The sequence below is a fragment of the Metabacillus sp. GQ13 genome, from assembly GCF_059758525.1.
This window is the reverse complement of record NZ_JCAXET010000008.1, coordinates 140937-160915: the sequence shown is the minus strand read 5'-3', so window position 1 is coordinate 160915 and position 19979 is coordinate 140937. Positions and strand designations below refer to the sequence as shown.

The window sequence follows — 19979 nt, the reverse complement described above, 5'->3', positions numbered from 1 at the left end:
TTATGACAATATAAGGAACCTTCTATTTTATTTGGAAGTCCCTTTCTAGAACTCCTTAATCGACTTTAATATATGTTGAAGGCGGTCTGCTCTTTTAAAAAGAAAAAGAGTTGCTTAGCAACCCTTTTTCTTCCACTCAGATCGCCGTTACCTGAGAAACTTATTCACCATTTTTATTAACCTTCTTCGATCTCTTCTACTTCCAAGGCTTCTAATTCTTCTTCAGTTAATACCTTTGCCGCTTCTTCCGCTTCACCGAAAACACTAATCCAATCATTTTCCGGATCAAAACCAGATTCTTTCAACTCATATCCATTAAGGGTGACGTTCCAGTCGTAAAGAATCTTATGGATATGATAAATGTTTTTCTGGCTTTCTAATTGACTAGTTGCTTGATTAATTCTTATTAGTACTTGTAGAAGATCTTGGGATAAAGGATCCCGTCCATCCGCCTCTACTGGAAGAAGTTTATCAATCTCTAAAGCCTTTTGATGAATATCTTCCTTAACAGTATCTGTCATCCAGTTATCAGACAATTCTGCATCAGGTCCTTTTTTTCGAGATTCAATAAAGAAGTCACTATTGACAATCGAATCAAAATATTCGAATTGATTTTCTACTAATGTTCTCGCTTTCTTTTCAAATTCACTTTCGCTAACTTCGTCTTTATTCATGTCAGACCCAACTTGAATTTCGCCCTTGACGCTTTCCTCTTTTGGTTCTGAACCATCATCCACATTGGACGTCGTATTATTTATTGAAAATACAATAATAGCAAATGCTAAGATAATTAATGACCCTAGTATAACCTTTCTCAAATTCAAATTAAACTTCCTTTCTATCGTTCCTTTGACTATCGTAATCTTTATTTTACATTAATATGATCATAATATTAAGAAGTACTACAAAACATTATAACCCTGCATGAAAACAAGAGTAAACATTTTAATGAATAGTGAACATTACTCTATCAAATTACATTTTTTAAATGAGAAATATAGAAGGACTTTATTTAATAAGCACGAATACATAATGTTAATAAGGAGGTATTTGTGATGTCTAAATTTATCTCTCACATAGCTACCGTAGAAATCCCAGTATCAAACCTTGAAAAATCTATTGAATTTTATAATGATATTCTTGGTGTAAAAATTGAATCAAAAGAAGACAAATTTGCCATGCTTACTTTCGGCTCAAAAGGGATACCCACTCTTTTCTTGGTAGTAACGGAAGATAATAAACAATTATCATTTAGGAATACAAATAACGGGATTATTCATAGCATAATCGACTTTTATACTCCCAATCTATCTGAATTCTATGATTGGCTTATTGAAAAAAATGTTGAAGTAGGAACACTAAATGTTAATAAGGAATCCGGATTTGGTGGGTTCGGTTTTCAAGACCCTGATGGAAATGCATTAGGTGCATGTAATGTACTTCACCAACAACAATAAGTACAAAGGAGCTACCTTCCATATTCATAAATAAAATTACTTTTACAATATTATATAGGAACCTATTAGAATAACTTCCTATATGAAAAAATAATTATTCCGCAAATCAAAACAATTCCTATAAATGTGTAGATAAATGGAGAAATAACGTTCCTGAGAACTACTTCCTTTCGCAATGTGTCGACGTTAGCAAACGTTTAATTTACTAGAAGGAGATAACATCAAAGAAATATAGTAGAGATTAATGGTATTATCCAAACTTATATAAATTATTATGATAATTGTGAGCTATATAAAAACGATAACCTATAAACCTGATTTGAATAATGTTTGGGATTTCACAACTAATATTGATATTGATTGCTTCCCTTTTCAGCTAAATAATTTAAGACGATATTATTTCTTTCCCCGACTGTAAAATCCCCTTCAATCCTTAAAACTGGACAAGTTAGATCTGACATCCAATGTTCGTGTAATGTTTTACTTCTAACTTCCATACCTGCCTTATCGTATAAGGAAGCCCACTCTATAAAAGCTTTTGATTGCTTATATTTGCTACCACCAACTACTTAACTACCTAAAACGAATAGCTATTAGTCACCAAAAGCAAATATTATTTCTGTTTCGCATACTATTTCTCCATCCACCTTTGCTATACCCTTTCCTTTACCGATCGGACCTTTTAACCGAGTGATTTCAACCTCAAGACGGAGTTGTTCCCCTGGCTTTACTTGCTTTTTAAATCGGCATTTATCTATACCTGCTAAAAGACCTAATCGACCTTGGTTACCTTCTTTCGATAACATTAAAATTCCACTAACTTGTGCTAATGCCTCAACAATTAATACCCCCGGCATAACTGGATAATGGGGGAAATGCCCGTTAAAGAAGTTCTCATTAGTTGTCACATTTTTTATCCCAACTGCTTTTTTCCCTGCTTCAACTTCCAAAATCTTATCTACTAATAGAAATGGATAACGATGTCCAATTACTTCCTTTAACTTTTGACAATCTATCATATTAGCCTCCATATTAATATGTAATGTGATGCATTAATTGAAACCATTTACACTTATATGATCAATATTGTTAGGTCTATCCCACAAATTTCTACTCATGGATAATTCATCATATAGAAATTCATAAACGCCTTCATTACTAAATAGTCGGAAAATAAACTCAGTATCGATCGTATCCACATTTCTGACTATCAATCTGTCAGTCTCTAATTCCGAGGGAAATCTGTGCTCATTCATTGAAAAACTCCTTGGAAAGCTTTTAACGATTGGAACCTTTATTTATTATACTAATTTAAAATTCGGATTTGTTTTACTTGAGTGATAATCCGGTCTGTTTTTTTCCTAAGTCTACTCCTATCATCAGGTCGTAGCTGAATATTCGACATAGTTGCTATTGTTTCTGCTACTGTCTCTATCAACATATAATCTGTATTTAGACGATGCAGGAAAACGTCGTTGGATAAACCTTCCATACATCGATCAATTTGTTTAGCTGCCCAAGAGTTTTTACCTTCGCCCCTGCTACGTAATCTTTTTTCTACTATATCCTTTGAAGCCCATAACACAAAATGATTGACGATAACTCCATCACTTCTCAATTTACCAATGATTTCATTAAAATATTGGGGATTTACAATTGTCATAGGTACAATAATTGGACCCTCATACTCAGAGTATATGTATTTTAACATTGAATAATTAATCTCACGCCATATTGTGTGGTCTTGGAAATCTCCTTTAGACATTTCTGTAGGTAGGTATTTCCTAATAAAATACCCTGTATTTTCAGGATCAAATAAAAATGAATTGGGGATTCTTCTGTGTAATTCATAAGAGGTCTGTGTCTTCCCAGAACCAAATGCTCCATTAATCCAAATAATCATTTCATCACCTTCTTCATTTAGCGTTTTCAGTTTTAAATGGATATTATGTCATTTTATTTATATTAGTTTCCATTGCCTTTTAAATTTCTTCCTACCACTTTCATCTACCATTAATATCCAATAAATAGTTATCCCTTCATCATCTTAACGACAAAGAAGCATTACTCTCTAATTAAACAAAGCCTTTAGTAACTATTATTATTTGCAGGAAACACCAGAATAGATCATTTAATTTATCATCTTTTATTCCTAAATAGTGTCAATTAATAAATTAAAAATACAAATAAACCATTTAGAATTCAGTACTATTCAAAGAACTCCATATGTGGCTTTTCTTGTTTATAGTAATCGATTCTATCTTGTAAAGACCTGTATGAAATTCGAATTTATATATGTTTTAAGGCTAATTCATCTTTACTTCTTTCTACAGAATCTTCCTCATTTTCCAAAGCAGCTAATTCTTTATGGAAATCCTTTACTATATATAAGATAATTAGATACATAACAAATAGGAGAGGTTGTGCAAACTTAACATGATAATACCCATCTTCAGAATATTCGATATAGATAAAGCAAATCAATTCTACATGAATTTTTTAGGCTTTCAACTAGATTGGAATCATCAGTTTGAGGAGAACATGCCATTTTATTTCCAACTATCATTAAATGATAAGATTATACATCTTTCTGAACATCATGGTGACGCAACTCCTGGCAGCGCCATTCGGATTAAGGTTCGTGATTTGACACGTTATCATGCAACCTTATTAGGAAAAGAGTATGCATACGCTAAACCCGGTTTAGAAAAAACAACTTGGAATACGATTGAAATGACAGTCCTTGATCCATTTTCGAATAGAATTATTTTTTATGAAGAGATTGTCTAACTCGAGGTTCGAAAATTATAGTGACATTTGAAAATGATGGCAGGTGATATCTAATCCTCCTTTGAGATAAAAACGATGTGCATCATGTCTATTTACGCCAGAATCTAAGTGGAATTGTTCACAATCATTGATTTTGGCTTGATTTATTAACCATTCCCACAAAATCTTTGCAAACCCCTTACGACGACTTTTTTCATTTGTAATCAAATCATCTAGGTGAAAATAATTCCCCCAAGCTAAGGATTCGGTGACCCTATATCCAGCTGCTGCGACTACCTCATTATTTTCAATCACAGCAACTAAATGATAATCATACTTTTTTTGCAACCTTTTGATTTTCTCCAAATAATCAACTCCATTTAGATGTGGGCGTAATTGTTGGAATAAGCAAAATGTAGAAAGGATTTCGCTATCTGACTTCATTATTTTTATATTTGGATTCATTTGATTTATCCCCTTATAAATTGGATATTTTTCGATTCAATCGGTATTTGACCTATTTTTTCATTAGACTTTTTCAACTTAGTTTCAGATTTTATGAAAAAAATCGTCCTAACTAACATTGTTAATATGAACATACTCATTAATCGAATCTTACTTCTCACATGAAAAAATTAAAAATAGAGGTATTCTCATTCTCCGTTGGTATTCACTTTCGTTGCTGAAATTCTCTAATTTGGGAATACCTTCTCTTATATCATTAATTATGAATCCGGCCCGCTTTAAAAGTTGATAATATTCTTCAAACGTTCGATGATATTTCACAACCTTTTGATCAATCCAAGGTTCTACTCTTCTGCCAAGTTGGAAATAGTCGTCAACAATCCAATCTGCTTTCAATGAGGAAGTTGTTGCACTTTTCATAGAAGATGTTAATACTGGGTGTTGAACACTAAATACAAATTGTCCGTTATTTGCTAATGAATGATAAACCGTTTGAAAGGTAAACTTTAAATCCGCTAAGTAATGTAATGCTAGTCGTGACACAACTAGGTCATAACTCTCTGCTTGAACGTTCCACGTTTCCATTGATGAATAATGTACTTTTCCCTTTGTTCCTGTAAGGTTTTTTGTAGCTTCTCTAATCATATTTTCAGAACCATCTACTCCTTCATAAAAGGTACATCCCTTCTCCAGCATTTCAACTCCAAATTTAGCGTCACCACAACCTAAATCCAATACCTTCTTCCCCTGCAAATCACCGATAAGTTCTAGTAATATAGGTTTTTCAATTAGATTATTCGGACTTTCCTCCCGATTTCTTCTGTAGATATAATTCTCAAAAAATTCATCTTCGTTATATGCTGATGCACCTTCGTATTCCATGGAATCTCCTCCATTAAGAATATAGTTAATTATTGATTGTAGAATAGACTCTTTATTTTTCATAGCTAATCGGAAATCACAGTCTATTCGTTATGAAAGAAATGAAAATATTATAACGACCTTATTTTCCTACCTACATAAAGCAAGTGTGATGATATGCCTAGTGTATATGGATCTGTTGCTTTGTCTATGAGCAGCTTTATTACTTTCGCTATTTCTTGTTCTCCTTTGTTTTTCCAATATTTCCAGCTTTCTTCAGATAAAACAGCTCCGACATTAGATCCGATAAGTTCTAAACTATCAAAACCATGTGATTCCATGAACGGTTTGATATCTTCGATATTAAAATAATAGGCTCCTGTAAAACGTCCTTCATCTTTATGATTAAAAGAACCGGTCTCAGAAAAACAAAGAATCTGATCAATTTGATCGTTTGGTTTCCACTGATCCGGAAATTGGAGTGAGGTTAGGATATGTCTAAATCTGGACATCATCGCAACGAAAACAATTCCATCCTTTTTTGTCACTCTATTTAATTCTCTGATAGCTTTAATACGGTCATTTTCTTCCTGCAAATGATACATGGGACCAAGCATTAAAGATGCGTTAAATTGTTCATTCTTTAAATGATTAAGTTCTCTAGCGTCTGAAACATGAAAACCATTAAAATGTGCTGTTAATTCTAACTCATGGGCTCTTTTTTCAGCAAGCTCAACTAACTTTGGTGTTATGTCTGTCAATGTGACATTATAGCCTTCTTTAGCAAGTTCAATTGAATATTTTCCCGGACCAGCACCGTTATCCAATACATCTCCTGCAATAGGAAGATGTTTTTTAATATAGTGCCAATTTACTTGGAATTCTATAGGTTCTCGATCTAGCCGACCCCATTCGTCGAACTCATTGTAGTAATTAATGACGTTACTCATAGACTCACCTCATTCAATTTTCTTTTGAATTTTATTCAATGGAGTTGTGATAACATGATCTTTATTTGAAAGGGTTTAGCCTAGATCTAACTTATTGTTTTCAAAATACACAATGAATCCCTAATCGATACATTCTGATAATTGCACACTATTATTTCAAACGTACTCAAGTCTGTAAAACCCTAATCTTTCTTACCTATAAAACGTTAATTTTCTCTCTAATTAACGTTAAAATACGTTCATAATATGCTTGTTCATGGGGGACAAACTTGTTTTTGTCAACGTTCTTATCGATTAGAATTTTTTCGCCTAGAATATTTATTTCAAACCCAGTGATTCTAACTTCTTTTTTTTCTTCTAACCAAAGCTCATAAAAATCATTAAATCCAACTCTTACAATTCCTGAAACTTCTTCTTTTTGTAGTTTAAACTCATTAAAAGTTTGGTTATATTGATATAAAAATACGTTAGCCATTTCTTTATCGATAAAGGTTTCTTTTATAACACAATATTCGATCATTCCAATTGATACTAACTCATTAACTGATACATCAATTCCTACTTCTTCTTTAATTTCTCTTACTCCATCACCTATCGTTTCTTCAGCTAATAAATGTCCAGCAGCAGTAATATCTAGAAGGTTTGGATAGTCCTTTTTCGTATTACTACGAATTTGCAAATAGATATAATCAACTTCCTCCTCTCTACTTAGGAACCAACAATGTATAGTTTCATGCCAATAGCCCAATCTATGTACTTCTTCTCGTGTTGCCTCACCAATTTGTTTCATATTATCATCGAATATTTTTAGCTTTTCATTATCCAACAGTCTTTTCCCCTAATTTGATTCATTTACTACTACATACAACTTTTCAGATGCGATAATAGAAGCTCTTCAAAGTTTTGAATTCTTATCTATATAAAATCATTTGATCAGTTCCTTTAAATCCTATTGATTGATACAACCTTCTAGCGTCTTCACTCGCTAATAATCGAATCGTATGAATCTCTTTTTTTGAAAACCAATTTAAAACTTCGTTTGTTAATTGCCTTGCATATCCTTGTTTCCTATATTGTGGTTCTACAAATACATCACCAATAAATCCATAGTGGGCTTCTTTATAAAAACAGTATGGAATATCTTCTTTGATAAAGGCTCCTGCACAAGCAATTATCTTATTGTCGTGTTCAATAATGAAGTGTTGTGCTTTATCTGTGGTATATAAACCTTTGTATGTATTTTCAACTGTCTGCATGAAATCCACATTAAGTAGATTCTCCATTCCAACTTCTTGAAACATTCTAAGCTTGAGTACCGTAATGGCAGATATATCTACTAATGTTGAAGCTCTCATTCATAGAACCCCCTACTTCATATCAAAAAATCACCAATTAGATTTTCTCTATTCTAGCAACAATAGTAAGTACACTGCATAAAGCGATGATTTTAAAATAGATTACAAGTTTCTAATTCTTAATTCCCCTAAATTTTTTTCAACAATCAAGGTTGAAGATAATGAACCATCAATGACTATATCTGAGGTTGGTTTTACTGTCCTTACCATATTTAAATAAGCTGGTCTTTCACGAGACAGATAGTTTTTCAAATCGCTTTGTACCTTAACAATTGGTTGATCGATATAATCCCTTAATAGTCGTCTCGCCATTGCTATATCTAATGGTGTATCAATAAAAATCGTAAAATCAATATATTCACATATGCCTTTGTGCAAATAGCCAAAAGGATAATCTAGAAATAGGTACTTAGTTAAAGAGTTTTGATGATGTAAAAGAAATTGAATATCTTTAATCATTGGCTCTAGATTCCATTCGTCGTAATCAGACCCCCTATCCACCTCCAGATAGGGTAACTCATTCCCTGATTAAGATTAAGGAACCCGTATAATTAATAAATACACTTACACTATAACAATCAATTGTAGTTAAACAAGAACTATCCTCTTTACGAATGAGCATGATTAAATTAATAGTAAAATATGGATAAAGAAAGGTCAAGAAGTTATGAATAACGAATAAATTTAAAATACTTATTTATCGAACATTCATCCATTTATTTTGATACATGGATTATCTCGCAACCTGACAACTTTACAATAATTTTGACATTCAAAAAATTGTATCCCACCTTCTATCAATTTTTCGTTATTATCTAAAAACAAATCTTCTCAATCCTAGCGTGGAAAAACAACCGTAGCTATCATATCAATTGTACTTCTATATTATTAACCCCATTTAATTCTTTTACCGTAAGCCTATTTTCGCAAAGATTGTTGTTTTTCGTACAAAGTACTAATGTACACGTTTTAACTATATCTCCGCGCTCTTTTCGCTAAATTACTCTAATATCCCTCTTGAGATAACTTCAATTTACATCATAAAAATCCAAAAGCCAATTTTTATTAGTTCTAGAGCAACAAACTTTTAGAAAAGAGCCTACCGTAAAGACCAATTTATTTCTTCGGTTTATTATGGATTTAAGTGATCGTTTCCTTCCCTTGAGAAAAGCCTTCAAATAGACGCCCACCATGTTGCTCTAAAACTTTATCTACTAACAAAACAATCTTTCTTTTCTCTCCAGTTTTATAGAAAACATTAAAGGCATCTACAAACTCCGCAGTGAATTTTTTATCATATTGATTTAAAGCCCGTATCACCCATTTTGATGCACCAATCCAATGACGGTTCGTTCTTAAAACAAATTCGTGAACAAGGTAAGCTAATGTATTAGCGATAAATATTTCTTCAGCCCGATTTTTACTTCCAACTAAATCATCAAGGGCATCTGTTATAAAGTATCGCTTCCTAAGAATCGTGTCTTCAGACCATATCTCGGGTCCTGACTCTAATCTATCTTTTGCTTCTACTTTTATAGTTTCCAATATTCCTTCATCTTTTAAGATAATTCCTTCTGATATCATTCTTGGCAGAGATGGCTTCGCATCTTTGCAATCTAACTCAATAAAGTAGTGATATGAGGTTAAATTATGGGCAAACACCTCTATTGCCCATCCAAAATCAAACAATGACTCCCGAAATGCTGAAGGTAATTTTCTATCGAAAAGAACAATATCAAGATCAGACGTTTCTGTTGCCTCTCCTCTTACCACACTCCCTGCTAATAATGCTGCTTGACAATTTGAAAAGTACTTTTCAATAAATAGTTTAGCTGCTTCAACTGCATCCATTTTATGACTCATTGTGTCTATCCCACTCATATTCCATTAATCTAGCTGACTCCAAAGCTCTTTTCTCACCTAATAACTTTTCAATAATATATAAAGACATATCAATACCTGCAGATACACCAGCTGATAAGATAACTTTCCCGTTATCAACATACCGAACTTCTTCTACTATTTCTGAAGTGTCAGGAATTACTTCTCTCAATTCATCCATCGCTAAACGATTCGTTGTTACTCTTAATCCATCTAAGAGATCTGAATTTGCTAAAATTAAAGCTCCAGTACAAACAGATAATACGAGTTCAGTCGTTTTTGAAATCTCTTTTATCCAGTTTGTTATTTTTTCATTATTCATTTCAGTTCGCGAACCCCACCCTCCAGGGACGATAAGGATATCTGGAATTGGACAATTTTGGATTGAATAACGGGGATTAATGCTTAGATTGCCTAGAGAAAGGACTGGATGTTCTTTTTCAGCTACAGTAAAAACATTAAAGTCAGTCCCTTTTTTACTTGCCACAAGAAAAACTTCAAATGGCCCTGTAAAGTCTAAAATTTCAACGTTCTCATAGATAAATATCGCAACATTTCTAGGTTTTTTAACGGCTTCCATTTTATCAACTCCTCTAGATAGTAAACAAAGCACTTGGAAAAGTCCAAATGCTTTGGCAGTGTTGCTAAGTTGTTATATATTGTTCAAACCTTATTCAACCTTTTTTTCCAACGAATTTAACTTATCTTCAATTCGGTTTAATTGTTCTTTTTTCCTTCTTAAAGAACGCCAAAATAATAGGATAATCACGATAAAAAATATCGGCACACCTAGAGTAAACAATTGAAAGATAATATCGCCAACATTTAACCCTGTATTCATTATTTCTCCTCTTTCCGCATCTAATTTCCTTTATTTTACCATTTTCACTATTGGTTTACGATCTTAATTACAAGGATTAGATCATTTATTTTGGGAGAAGTATTAGCTGAGATCGCCACCAAATATATATAAATAAACCTTCTACATGCTGAATTTTTACGATTAAAAATTAATTTGCTATCTTAAGATATGCTTTATATGAGAGATAGATGGATACAGCTAGCGTACTTAAAAGTAACGTGAAGAAAGCAACTAACATGTAGCCTCCTGGCAAAAACACGCAAAATAACATCACGATACCACCGATATATAACGGGATTGAAAATGGTCGAACTACAATGTTCCACAATTGGTTTGTTGAATTAGTTAATTGTGTTGCATTTGAATTTATTTCAAATTGAAATCTGGGTAATGTGTTGGCGGTGGTAATAAGCGTTATACCAACGATAATTGGAATAAACAGTAGTAAGTTTAGCTCTGTTCCTGTTGTAACAAGAAGTAAACCACAATGGAGGAGAAATAGGATAAATGTAAGTGCTAAAAATATGTTTTCAAGTCCATTTTTAAAACGAGCATAAGAACCTTTAAGTTTACTTAATTTTGGCAGGAAGAAGAGGTTGCAAATTAGGATAACCATAATAGCTGGGATACTAAATAATATAACTTCACTTTTACCATATCGTCCCTCATCAATAGTAATAGTAGACGTAAATAAATAGATACTTACACTAAAAGAAACTAATAACAATAAAATGATGCCACTTTTCTTAATCACGAATTTTCCCCCTTGGAATTAAATTGAATAACCCACTTTAGCACATCTTGAAAAACGGTTGAATTTAATGAATAGTAAACATACTGTCCTTTTTTAAGTGCATATACTAATTCAGCATTTTTTAACACAGATAAATGTTGTGATATTCCAGGTTTACTCATTTCAAAATGGTTTGCTATTTCTCCGGCAGTCAAATCTCCATTACGTAGTAAATCTAAAATTTTTCTTCTGTTTTCATCTGATAAGGCTTTAAATAATTCATTTACTGACAATCAATACCAACCTCCTCATTTCATTAATTAAGTAATTACTTAACTACTTATATAATATGTACAGATGGTCTAAAATGTCAATAATATCTTCAAAACAAAAAAAGAAACACTCTTTCTTTAGTATTACTCTGACCATATCCAATTAAATACTGGTACTTCTCCAAAGAAAATATATAAATTTAGGAACCTGTTTAGTTTAGATAAAGAGAGTATATTAGAGATTCCGAGTGTTGTGCTAATTTCATCCGATCGTAACTCATTCAAAACGTGATAGGTTAATCATTCGATATTATGGCTTATTTTCACTTAAGTAGAAGAGATACCTTCTCAAACTAATTCCTCTTTTAAAGAGGCAATTGCCTTTTGAATAGCAACTACCTCCTTTTATATTTCTTTTTACAAACCATCCAATATTTCTAGCAATTATTCAATTGGGATATCAATTACTTTGTTATATGGTTTCATGTAGTGGATGCCTTCAATATGAAGGGATTCAGGTTTTAACTTTGTATCAAATAACATAGTGCGTTCCTTCAACATTCGTCCATCCTGCTCTTTTTTCGTTTGGTTTACTGTTGTTTTTAAAGGTATCATTTCGTCCCCAGTTTGAATAGATACTCCATCAAGCATAACATCTACATCGGTAGCAATTCTTACTTCCACACCTTGTGAAGTGGTTGATACCCCTGTTACCCATAGTTCATGATCGTCAAGCTTCTTTAATTCATTATTAACTGTAGTGAGTGAAATCGTTTGTGCCAGTTTTTGATAACCTACAAATTCCTTCATCATTAGTTCTAATGAATCTACTTTTTCTGGCAATGCATCAAAGTCAATGTGGAATTTTTTACCTGTTAATGATGATTTACTCCCACTACCTATCATATCAACTGGCTTTCCATTAGCAATTAATTCAATTCCCGCTAATGAATTAGCTACTCGATCGAAATTCTCTACATCCAACGATCCATCAATAACTGTCAATGTCGGTGTAGCTGTTATCGAATGAAATGTAATCTTACCCTTATCAACTTTCACCGTTTCTCTGATCGACTGTTTAATTTCAGTTTGCATAGCTTTATTTGGGTTATAAGAAAATGAAATACTATCTTCAAGCAGCTGACCTGTTTTTGACTTTTCCATAAGATGAACCGTTAATTTTTTAGAAAAAGGACTAACAGGCTCAAAATTCATTGACCCTTTAATCTCAGTACCCGCTTCATTCAATACAGATGTCCCACCATTCATGGATGAATCGGTTAAAAATCCTGTTATTTTTAAAGGGCTAAAAACGTCGAAACCTTCATCTGTAAATCCGTCTGGGTTAGTTAATGTATAATACATAATCATTTGATTTGCATCAGTCATAATACCGTTAATAATAAGTTTTGTGCCGTCCTCCAACATCTTTTTCTTTTCGATCATTTGTCCCATGCCTTCATCATTTAGTTCTTCCAATGTTCCTGAAATCAAATTATCAAAACCTAGTAACTTCTTACCATAGAAGGCAAAACCATTGTAATTAGTACCAATGATGATCATAAATAATAAGGCAATAGATGCTAGTTTCCAAATCGACACTTTTCTTTTCGACTTCTTTGAGGTAGTCGTATCCAAAGCTTTTCTTAATCTTGCTTCTAGTTCTTCTGGTGCTGTTATCGAATCAATTCGTTGTTTCTCTTCAGCCATTCGTTCCTCAAATTTATTCATCAACATCACCCCCGTAGTAATCTCTTAGTTTTTTCAAACCTTGAAAAACCCTTGATTTCACGGTTCCAATTGAGACATTTGTGATAGTAGCTATTGTTTGATAATTGAGATCATGAAAATATTTTAATTGAATCGCTTCTTTTTGATACTCATTTAAATGTAAGAACAACTGTTGAATATCAATTTGTTGTTCACTTTTAAGATAAGGATCACTGATAAATGCATGCTCCGATTCTTTCTCATTCGTTTTATTCCAATCATCGATTAACAACAGCTTTTTCTGCTTCCGAAGCAAAGTTTTACAATGATTAACCAATATTGTTTTGCTCCAGCTATAAAAAGATTCTTCTTTTTTGAGCTGACCGATTTTTTCATATAAAGTTACAATCATTTCTTCCATCACATCCATTGCATCATGGGTATTTCCCATGTAGGTGATTGCAAGTTTAAAATAAACATCCTTTTCAGCCATTACTAATTGAAGCAATGCTTCTTTGTTACCTTTTTTCGCCCTTTTTACTAATCGAACGACATTCATGCCCTCACCTCTCTTCCTCTATATGAGTATAGTTCGTGGCAAAAAGTTCATTTTTATTAAAAGAAACTTTTTATATTAATTAGATAGTCCAATAGCTTAAATTTCAATAGAAAAACATCAACATGCTAAAAAGCCTTCCAATTTATAGTAAAGGAAGGCTACACTATTAAATCACCACAATAATTATCACATATTTTTAATGTTTGCAGATATACTTTTTCCTAATGATGTAGCTACTCCATCCATACTTATCGAATTATTTTTCTCCCGATATTCTTCTAATTCTTGTTCGCCTTTATTGACAGCCCACTGTTTCAAAGTATCCCGCTCACCATCGTATGAATAAAATGGTACACTAAATCCACATGACGTCTTAACCGTTTCAATCTTTGCATAAATAATTTGACGAGTGCCAGGAAGAATGTCAAAATGTTTAACCAACTCTACCCATTCAGCAGAATCTGGTAATACCACCCGACCTTTACCGTAAAGACGTAAAATCATCGGAGCACCTTCAAAAGCCAAGAACATAAATGTTAGTCTCCCATTTTCTTCTAAATGTGCACTTGTTTCATTTCCACTCCCAGTTAAATCAAGGTAGGCAACTTCCGTTGATGAAAAAATCCGAAGTACATCGTGTCCTTTTGGAGAAATATTAACATGTCCGTCAGCTGCTAAGGGTGCTGATCCCACAAAGAAAATCCGTTGTTTTTTTATAAATTCTTCGTGTTTTGAATGTAATGAAGAATAAACTTTCCCCATAAAATTTTCCTCCTTGTCAAATTGAAGTTCGTATTCAACTACCATTCTTCGTCACTTTGTATAAAGAGTTTAGGTAACCTATACTTTTCTATTTTTTAGCCTTTCACACCTACTACCTCCGTAAATTGGTTTGACATGAATTTTCTTAAATGAATGCGCTGATCCTTGACTACTCTTGGTCACTTTGATTTCTAATCGTGTTTATTCTCGTTATCAAATCATTTGGTTGATCTGACCTGAAGACAACAGTTTTTACGTACTTTTTCCTCCCATAAGATCCTTCCATTAAAACAGGATCATTTAAGAAAAGTTCGTATTGCGGAGAATCTATATTTAACAATGAATAATACGTATCCTTCGGAACTTTTGTGCCAATACCACCTTGTTCAGCATGTTTTATCTGGTCGATATTTTTTATATTCAATTCAATCCTACTCTGATATCCAAGACGAATAATTAACATGTCTTGTTTAATAAAGTGTGGTAATAATTTGACAGAATTATAGAGTCCCACCATATAAAGGAACGCGTACATATTTAATACAGTAAATATCCAGGCAGCAATTTCATTCCATAATTGAATAAGAAAATGAAACAACACTCCTTCTACTAAAATTAAGCTTGAAAATACTATAACGATGATTTTTATTTGTGAAGTTAGATGATAAGAATAAGTCTCATCCATTTTTATGGTTGGCTTTTTGAACCATACCAATATTGAATAGTAGAATACACTAAGTTCTGTTAGTACAGTCTCTAAAATAAAACCCTTTCCTAATTTCGGTTCAAGAGACATTCTCATACCTTCAAGAAAGGATTAACTCTCCTTTGGATGAATGTCTTTATAACGGAAAAAACTTTTAGTTATACTATACAAAATAATACAAATAATACTAACTTCTATTACAGGTAAAAGCCAAACTAACATTCTGTTAAGGAAATCTCTGTGAAGGGAAGGAATACTAAAATAAGCAGCAGCTAAACAAAGAATAAATGATAAATAGGCTACTATTTTTGGCATAAATCTAAGGCGTATCAACAATAAGTAGATGATCAGTGGACATAATAAAATTAAAATAATTGTGATTAAAACAACGATAGAACGACTAACGGTATTCAAACGTACGATATAATAGCTACTAATGAATATGACGAACAACAATAGAAGTAAAATTGGTATTTGTAACTTTTTTATATGCTGTACCCACCTTTCGCTTATATTTCTATAACTAACTATTCCGCTTAATAAGGTACTGTTTAAGTGAGAAGATTTTATAAATGGTTCATATAAACATTAACATAAATTCCCATTTCAAAAAAGACTTTTCAAAATGGATTACTTCATGTGTTAATCTAGCTTTGATATAAAAAAGTTCTTACTTTCAGCCTTTTTTAACAAATTCAGACTTTAGCTTCATAGCACCAAAACCGTCAATTTTGCAGTCAATATTATGATCTCCTTCAACCAAACGAATGCTTTTTACCTTTGTTCCTATTTTTAAGACCGATGAACTGCCCTTTACTTTAAGATCTTTAATGACTGTAACAGAATCACCATCATTTAATTCATTTCCGTTAGCATCTTTGATAACCTTCGTTTCTTCCCCATTTTCATTTTCTGTTTCTAAAGACCACTCATTTGCACATTCTGGGCAAACAAAAAGGCTCCCATCCTCGTACGTATACTCTGAATTACATTTTGGGCAATTTGGTAAATCAACCATTTGTTCATTTCCTCCATTCAATACTTTTATTTTCAAAAGCCATCCCTAATATTGTCATAATGTACGCAAATTGACAAATCCTCTATGATTCTCCTAGAAGACCTCATTTTCCAGGCGACATTTCAGAGGAAATTTTTTAACAGATTTCAGTTGCGAATTTTCAAACGTCAACCTAACTATATCTGGCATTTCTAGTTCTTCCCAAAAAGAAAAATCATAATAACGATCAAAATAATTCATGATTAAAACCATCATATTCCCATGACTTCCTACCACAATATTTTGACCTTCATACTTTTTTAAGAGTTGTAGAGTTTCCTTAATCCCTCTTTTTTGAGCTAGGTTATTTGATTCTCCACCTGCTAATGAAAAGTTAAAATCCTCCCAGCTTTTCGTTACAACTAAAAAGAAATCATCGACAGGTTGTTCAGATAATTTCCTCTCTTTAAAGCTGTCTTTTATTATCATTTCTTTGCCAATTAAATTAGCTATACCTTCCACAGTTTGAATGGCTCTCATGTATGGACTCGAAACAACGATATCTATCTTTTCGTTTCTTAACACTTTAGTTATTGTTTCTGCATCAGTAAAGCCTTTTTTAGATAAGGGTCTTCCTAATTCATCAGGTGTATAGGTAGAATGAGCATGTCTTACAAAGTACAAATTCGTTTGCACGTGTTTTCGCTCCTCCTTTTTATATCGTATTCAATCTATTTTTCTATCCCTGCTATGATTTATAAAAGCCCACCTAGTTGAACAAGGTGAGCAATATACCTGATAATAGAGTGAACCTGCTGACGAATCGATTGTTTCAATAATTGTGAGATTATCCGTTTACAATCTTCTTCTTTTCTCCGGTTTTATTTAACAGGTAACCTGTTATAAAGATTACGATTGATAAAATCAGAATACTTGTTAAACGATTTAACCCAAGGTTTCCTTCTAATTCATTTAAAATTCCAGAATACACACCAGCCATGATTGCCAGTAATATTAATTTATTTGTCTTCATAAAAGATCTCCTACCGTTCCATGATTCGATGTAAAATATTTGTGTTGACGCTTCAACATTCTATATAAAATGGATGAAGATCTTCGTTTAAACAATACTCTATCCTTTGTTTAAAGTTTTTCCAAGTGACCATTTCTAGGGCTTTTTCAATTGGGAAATAACCTACTTCTAAACTCTCTGGACTAGTTGTTAATTCTCCTCCAATTGGTTTTCCTAAAAACAAGGTATTACATACAGAACCACTTACATTTTGGGATATTCCACAAAACTTTATGATCTCAATATCGATACCAGACTCTTCCTTTGTTTCCCTGATTGCAGCGTTCTTTATTGATTCACCCACTTCAACCTGTCCACCAGGCATTTCCCACCCTCTACGTGGTCCTTTAATTAGTAAAAGTTCGTTTTTGTTGTTTACTATAATCGTAGCAGCTGAAACAATATGTTTTGGTGTCGTCATAGTTTCTAACCTCCATTATCATTAGATTCCTTCTTCTATGTTGGTAAAGAGAAAACGGACATCTTTTACATGGCGAACAAATACCCAAAATAAAGGCTTCTCATAATTAAATTTCAACCTCTTCTAACTCAATATTATTGGACCTTATCTAAGAGCTAAAGTCCATATAATGAAGTTTGGAGATATAACCATTATGAGCAGCCCTTCTAAATCTAAACAATTAAAGCTTCGAAAACTCTTCTACCAGCTCTGTAAATCGTTTTAACGAATTTTCGATTGGGTATGGAGTCGTTAAATCTACTCCTGTCTTTTTTAACAATTCCAGTGGATAATCGGAACTACCGCTTTTTAAGAATTCATGATAGGTATCCAATGTTTCTTTATCACCATCTAAAATCTTTGTTGCTAAATGGATCGCAGAGGCAAAGCCTGTCGCATATTTGTATACATAAAAAGGTCGATAGAAATGGGGAATTCTTGACCAACCGTATTTTACTTCATCATCAAACACAACATCATCACCGTTGTATTCCCTGAATAACTTTTCATAGGTTTGATTAAACACTTCTACATTTAATGGCATTCCTTTTTCAGCCATTTCATGTGTTTTCTTTTCAAATTCAGCGAACATAACTTGTGTAAAGAATGTCCCTTTGAATTGATCAATGAAATGATTCAATAAATGCTTACGAACTTGTGGGTCAGATTCATTGTTTAATAAATAATTAATTAATAGAACTTCATTAACTGTTGAAGCCACTTCAGCCACAAAAATACTATATCGTGCTGTAATTTGTGGTTGGTGTTGTGAGCTCAGTTTACTATGAACACCATGACCACATTCATGAACTAACGTAAATAAACTATCTAAATCATCCCGGTGGTTTAATAGAATATACGGATGGACTCCGTAAACGCCTAGATTATAGGCACCAGAACGCTTGCCCGGTGTTTCTCTGACATCAATAAACCTAGAATCTTTAAATTCTTTTAGTGCGTCTAAATAGTTATCACCTAGTGGCGACAATGCTTTACACATTGTTTCATAGGCTTCTTCATATGAAATTACTGGCTTTACATCACTTACTAAAGGAACACTCATATCATATTGGCGAAGTTCTTTCAATTGTAACTTTTCTTTGCGAATCTTCGCATATTGATGCAGTGGTGCAATATTTTTTTTCGTCGTTAAAATTAAATTCTCATATACCTCTTTTGGTACCTGATCACCGAATAATGATTTTTCTAGTGCTGACGGATATTGGCGAATTTTTGAGATCGTGACATTATTTTTAATCGCTGCAGAAAGGGTAGAAGCTATTGAATTCTTTAGTTGAAGATAAGGTTGATAATAGGCTTTGTATGCTTCCTTTCGTTTTTCACGGTCTTCATCCTCGATTAATTTTGAATACATGCCCCTCGTTAACTCAACCTTTTCGCCATTATCCTTGGTCACATCGCCAAATTTAATATCAGCATTATTGATCATCCCGAATGTATGACTAGGGCTTGAGATCGCTTCTCCTAATTGCGAAATAAGCTCCTCTTGTTCTTTACTCAATACATGTTTCTTATAGCGAAAGGACTCTAATAAATCTTTTTCAAAATAGGTTAATCGTTCTTCTGAACTTATGTATTTCTTTAATGTTTCTTCCTCTAAGCTTAATAGAAACGGCATAAAAAACGCTGTACCAGAACTTACTTTTACACTAAGCTGTTTTGCTCGATCTAATAATGATTGAGATTTAGTTTCTCTCGTATCCTCATCAACATTTAACATTGCATAGGCAAATAGCTTGTTAAAAACGAATGATAATTCTTCGTTTAGATTCAAATAGTCGAATAGAGACTGTCCATCTTTTATTTCACCATCAAATGCCTTTAGCTTTTCCGACATCTTTTCTATAGAAAGAAGATCTTCCTCCCATTTACTTATTTCTGGGTATAGATCAGTGAGATCCCATTTTTCATTAATTGGTACTTCGTTTCTTGACGTGTAAGATTTCATCAGAAAACTCCTTTTATTGTTTTTTAGTTAAGCATGGCTCTTTTCGTTTATTAATTTCGAAGGTAGATTTAATATTTATCGTTAAAATCTACATTTTTACAGACCTAGAACTACAAACTTTTAGGTAATTCTTTAATCA

The 19979-nt window shown here is 32.8% G+C and carries 26 protein-coding genes and 2 pseudogenes; 2 read left to right on the top strand and 26 right to left on the bottom strand.

Translation table 11 applies throughout. The annotated features are described in order from the left end of the window. Positions 1–176 precede the first annotated feature (176 nt). Entirely contained in the window at positions 177–824 is a 648-nt protein-coding gene (locus AC6CHR_RS12005) for a hypothetical protein (protein ID WP_498249012.1), read from the bottom strand. A 231-nt stretch (positions 825–1055) separates the two neighbouring features. On the opposite strand from AC6CHR_RS12005, the gene AC6CHR_RS12000 reads away from it, so the two are divergent. Continuing rightward, on the top strand, positions 1056–1457 hold the full coding sequence (locus tag AC6CHR_RS12000; RefSeq protein WP_498249010.1) for a VOC family protein: 402 nt from the start codon (positions 1056–1058) through the stop codon (positions 1455–1457). A 344-nt stretch (positions 1458–1801) separates the two neighbouring features. Here the strand turns inward: AC6CHR_RS12000 and AC6CHR_RS11995 are convergent. From AC6CHR_RS11995 to AC6CHR_RS11975, 5 genes and pseudogenes are all read right to left on the bottom strand, one after another. After that, positions 1802–2026 (bottom strand): annotated as a pseudogene (locus AC6CHR_RS11995) (hypothetical protein); the annotation flags it as partial. 24 nt (positions 2027–2050) lie between these two features. Next, positions 2051–2476, bottom strand: coding sequence for a 3-hydroxyacyl-ACP dehydratase FabZ (gene fabZ, locus AC6CHR_RS11990; RefSeq protein WP_498249008.1), 426 nt, complete (start codon positions 2474–2476; stop codon positions 2051–2053). Positions 2477–2509: 33 nt separating this feature from the next. Then, entirely contained in the window at positions 2510–2713 is a 204-nt protein-coding gene (locus AC6CHR_RS11985; protein WP_498249006.1) for a hypothetical protein, read from the bottom strand. A 50-nt stretch (positions 2714–2763) separates the two neighbouring features. Beyond that, positions 2764–3360, bottom strand: a complete 597-nt coding sequence (locus tag AC6CHR_RS11980; RefSeq protein WP_498249004.1) for an AAA family ATPase — start codon at positions 3358–3360, stop codon at positions 2764–2766. Between the two features lie 305 nt (positions 3361–3665). Next, positions 3666–3751 (bottom strand): annotated as a pseudogene (locus AC6CHR_RS11975) (metallothiol transferase FosB); the annotation flags it as partial. Positions 3752–3893: 142 nt separating this feature from the next. Between AC6CHR_RS11975 and AC6CHR_RS11970 the strand changes: the two are divergent. Next, a complete protein-coding gene (locus AC6CHR_RS11970) occupies positions 3894–4247 on the top strand; it encodes a glyoxalase superfamily protein (RefSeq protein WP_498249002.1) in 354 nt (117 codons plus the stop codon). 15 nt (positions 4248–4262) lie between these two features. Here the strand turns inward: AC6CHR_RS11970 and AC6CHR_RS11965 are convergent, their stop codons facing one another. From AC6CHR_RS11965 to pepF, 20 genes are all read right to left on the bottom strand, one after another. Then, positions 4263–4691, bottom strand: a complete 429-nt coding sequence (locus AC6CHR_RS11965) for a GNAT family N-acetyltransferase (protein ID WP_498249000.1) — start codon at positions 4689–4691, stop codon at positions 4263–4265. Between the two features lie 150 nt (positions 4692–4841). Next, on the bottom strand, positions 4842–5573 hold the full coding sequence (locus AC6CHR_RS11960) for a class I SAM-dependent DNA methyltransferase (protein WP_498248998.1): 732 nt from the start codon (positions 5571–5573) through the stop codon (positions 4842–4844). A 110-nt stretch (positions 5574–5683) separates the two neighbouring features. Beyond that, positions 5684–6502: a class I SAM-dependent methyltransferase gene (locus tag AC6CHR_RS11955; RefSeq protein WP_498248996.1), complete on the bottom strand. Its 819-nt coding sequence runs from the start codon at positions 6500–6502 to the stop codon at positions 5684–5686. Positions 6503–6698: 196 nt separating this feature from the next. Beyond that, the gene (locus AC6CHR_RS11950) at positions 6699–7328 is read right to left on the bottom strand and encodes an NUDIX hydrolase (RefSeq protein ID WP_498248994.1); all 630 of its coding nucleotides are present in this window, start codon (positions 7326–7328) and stop codon (positions 6699–6701) included. Positions 7329–7413: 85 nt separating this feature from the next. After that, entirely contained in the window at positions 7414–7857 is a 444-nt protein-coding gene (locus AC6CHR_RS11945) for a GNAT family N-acetyltransferase (protein ID WP_498248992.1), read from the bottom strand. A 102-nt stretch (positions 7858–7959) separates the two neighbouring features. Further along, complete coding sequence (locus tag AC6CHR_RS11940; RefSeq protein WP_498248990.1) at positions 7960–8358, bottom strand: nucleoside/nucleotide kinase family protein; 399 nt, start codon at positions 8356–8358, stop codon at positions 7960–7962. A gap of 639 nt (positions 8359–8997) precedes the next feature. Then, positions 8998–9720 carry a nucleotidyltransferase domain-containing protein gene (locus AC6CHR_RS11935; protein ID WP_498248988.1) on the bottom strand — a complete coding sequence of 241 codons (723 nt, stop codon included), beginning with the start codon at positions 9718–9720 and terminating at the stop codon, positions 8998–9000. Next, positions 9710–10318 carry a DJ-1/PfpI family protein gene (locus AC6CHR_RS11930; RefSeq protein WP_498248987.1) on the bottom strand — a complete coding sequence of 203 codons (609 nt, stop codon included), beginning with the start codon at positions 10316–10318 and terminating at the stop codon, positions 9710–9712. The genes AC6CHR_RS11935 and AC6CHR_RS11930 overlap by 11 nt, the downstream gene beginning before the upstream one ends. Before the next feature lie 90 nt (positions 10319–10408). Continuing rightward, on the bottom strand, positions 10409–10579 hold the full coding sequence (locus AC6CHR_RS11925; RefSeq protein ID WP_498248985.1) for a DUF4083 domain-containing protein: 171 nt from the start codon (positions 10577–10579) through the stop codon (positions 10409–10411). A gap of 169 nt (positions 10580–10748) precedes the next feature. Beyond that, on the bottom strand, positions 10749–11354 hold the full coding sequence (locus AC6CHR_RS11920) for an SdpI family protein (protein ID WP_498248983.1): 606 nt from the start codon (positions 11352–11354) through the stop codon (positions 10749–10751). Next, a complete protein-coding gene (locus AC6CHR_RS11915; RefSeq protein ID WP_498248981.1) occupies positions 11351–11626 on the bottom strand; it encodes an autorepressor SdpR family transcription factor in 276 nt (91 codons plus the stop codon). The genes AC6CHR_RS11920 and AC6CHR_RS11915 overlap by 4 nt, the downstream gene beginning before the upstream one ends. A 423-nt stretch (positions 11627–12049) precedes the next feature. Then, on the bottom strand, positions 12050–13336 hold the full coding sequence (locus AC6CHR_RS11910; RefSeq protein WP_498248979.1) for a DUF4179 domain-containing protein: 1287 nt from the start codon (positions 13334–13336) through the stop codon (positions 12050–12052). Then, complete coding sequence (locus tag AC6CHR_RS11905; protein ID WP_498248977.1) at positions 13329–13874, bottom strand: RNA polymerase sigma factor; 546 nt, start codon at positions 13872–13874, stop codon at positions 13329–13331. Before AC6CHR_RS11905 ends, AC6CHR_RS11910 begins: the two co-directional genes overlap by 8 nt. Positions 13875–14060: 186 nt before the next feature. Then, positions 14061–14636, bottom strand: coding sequence for a pyridoxamine 5'-phosphate oxidase family protein (locus AC6CHR_RS11900; protein ID WP_498248975.1), 576 nt, complete (start codon positions 14634–14636; stop codon positions 14061–14063). Between the two features lie 169 nt (positions 14637–14805). Continuing rightward, positions 14806–15432 (bottom strand): hypothetical protein, encoded by a 627-nt coding sequence (locus tag AC6CHR_RS11895; RefSeq protein WP_498248973.1) that lies wholly within the window; start codon positions 15430–15432, stop codon positions 14806–14808. 586 nt (positions 15433–16018) lie between these two features. After that, a complete protein-coding gene (locus AC6CHR_RS11890; protein ID WP_498248972.1) occupies positions 16019–16360 on the bottom strand; it encodes a zinc ribbon domain-containing protein YjdM in 342 nt (113 codons plus the stop codon). 93 nt (positions 16361–16453) lie between these two features. Beyond that, on the bottom strand, positions 16454–17035 hold the full coding sequence (locus tag AC6CHR_RS11885) for a histidine phosphatase family protein (RefSeq protein ID WP_498248971.1): 582 nt from the start codon (positions 17033–17035) through the stop codon (positions 16454–16456). 151 nt (positions 17036–17186) lie between these two features. Next, entirely contained in the window at positions 17187–17372 is a 186-nt protein-coding gene (locus tag AC6CHR_RS11880; RefSeq protein WP_498248970.1) for a hypothetical protein, read from the bottom strand. Positions 17373–17424: 52 nt separating this feature from the next. After that, positions 17425–17832: an NUDIX hydrolase gene (locus AC6CHR_RS11875; RefSeq protein WP_498248969.1), complete on the bottom strand. Its 408-nt coding sequence runs from the start codon at positions 17830–17832 to the stop codon at positions 17425–17427. Between the two features lie 220 nt (positions 17833–18052). Next, a complete protein-coding gene (gene pepF / locus AC6CHR_RS11870) occupies positions 18053–19840 on the bottom strand; it encodes an oligoendopeptidase F (RefSeq protein ID WP_498248968.1) in 1788 nt (595 codons plus the stop codon). Between the last annotated feature and the right edge of the window lie 139 nt (positions 19841–19979).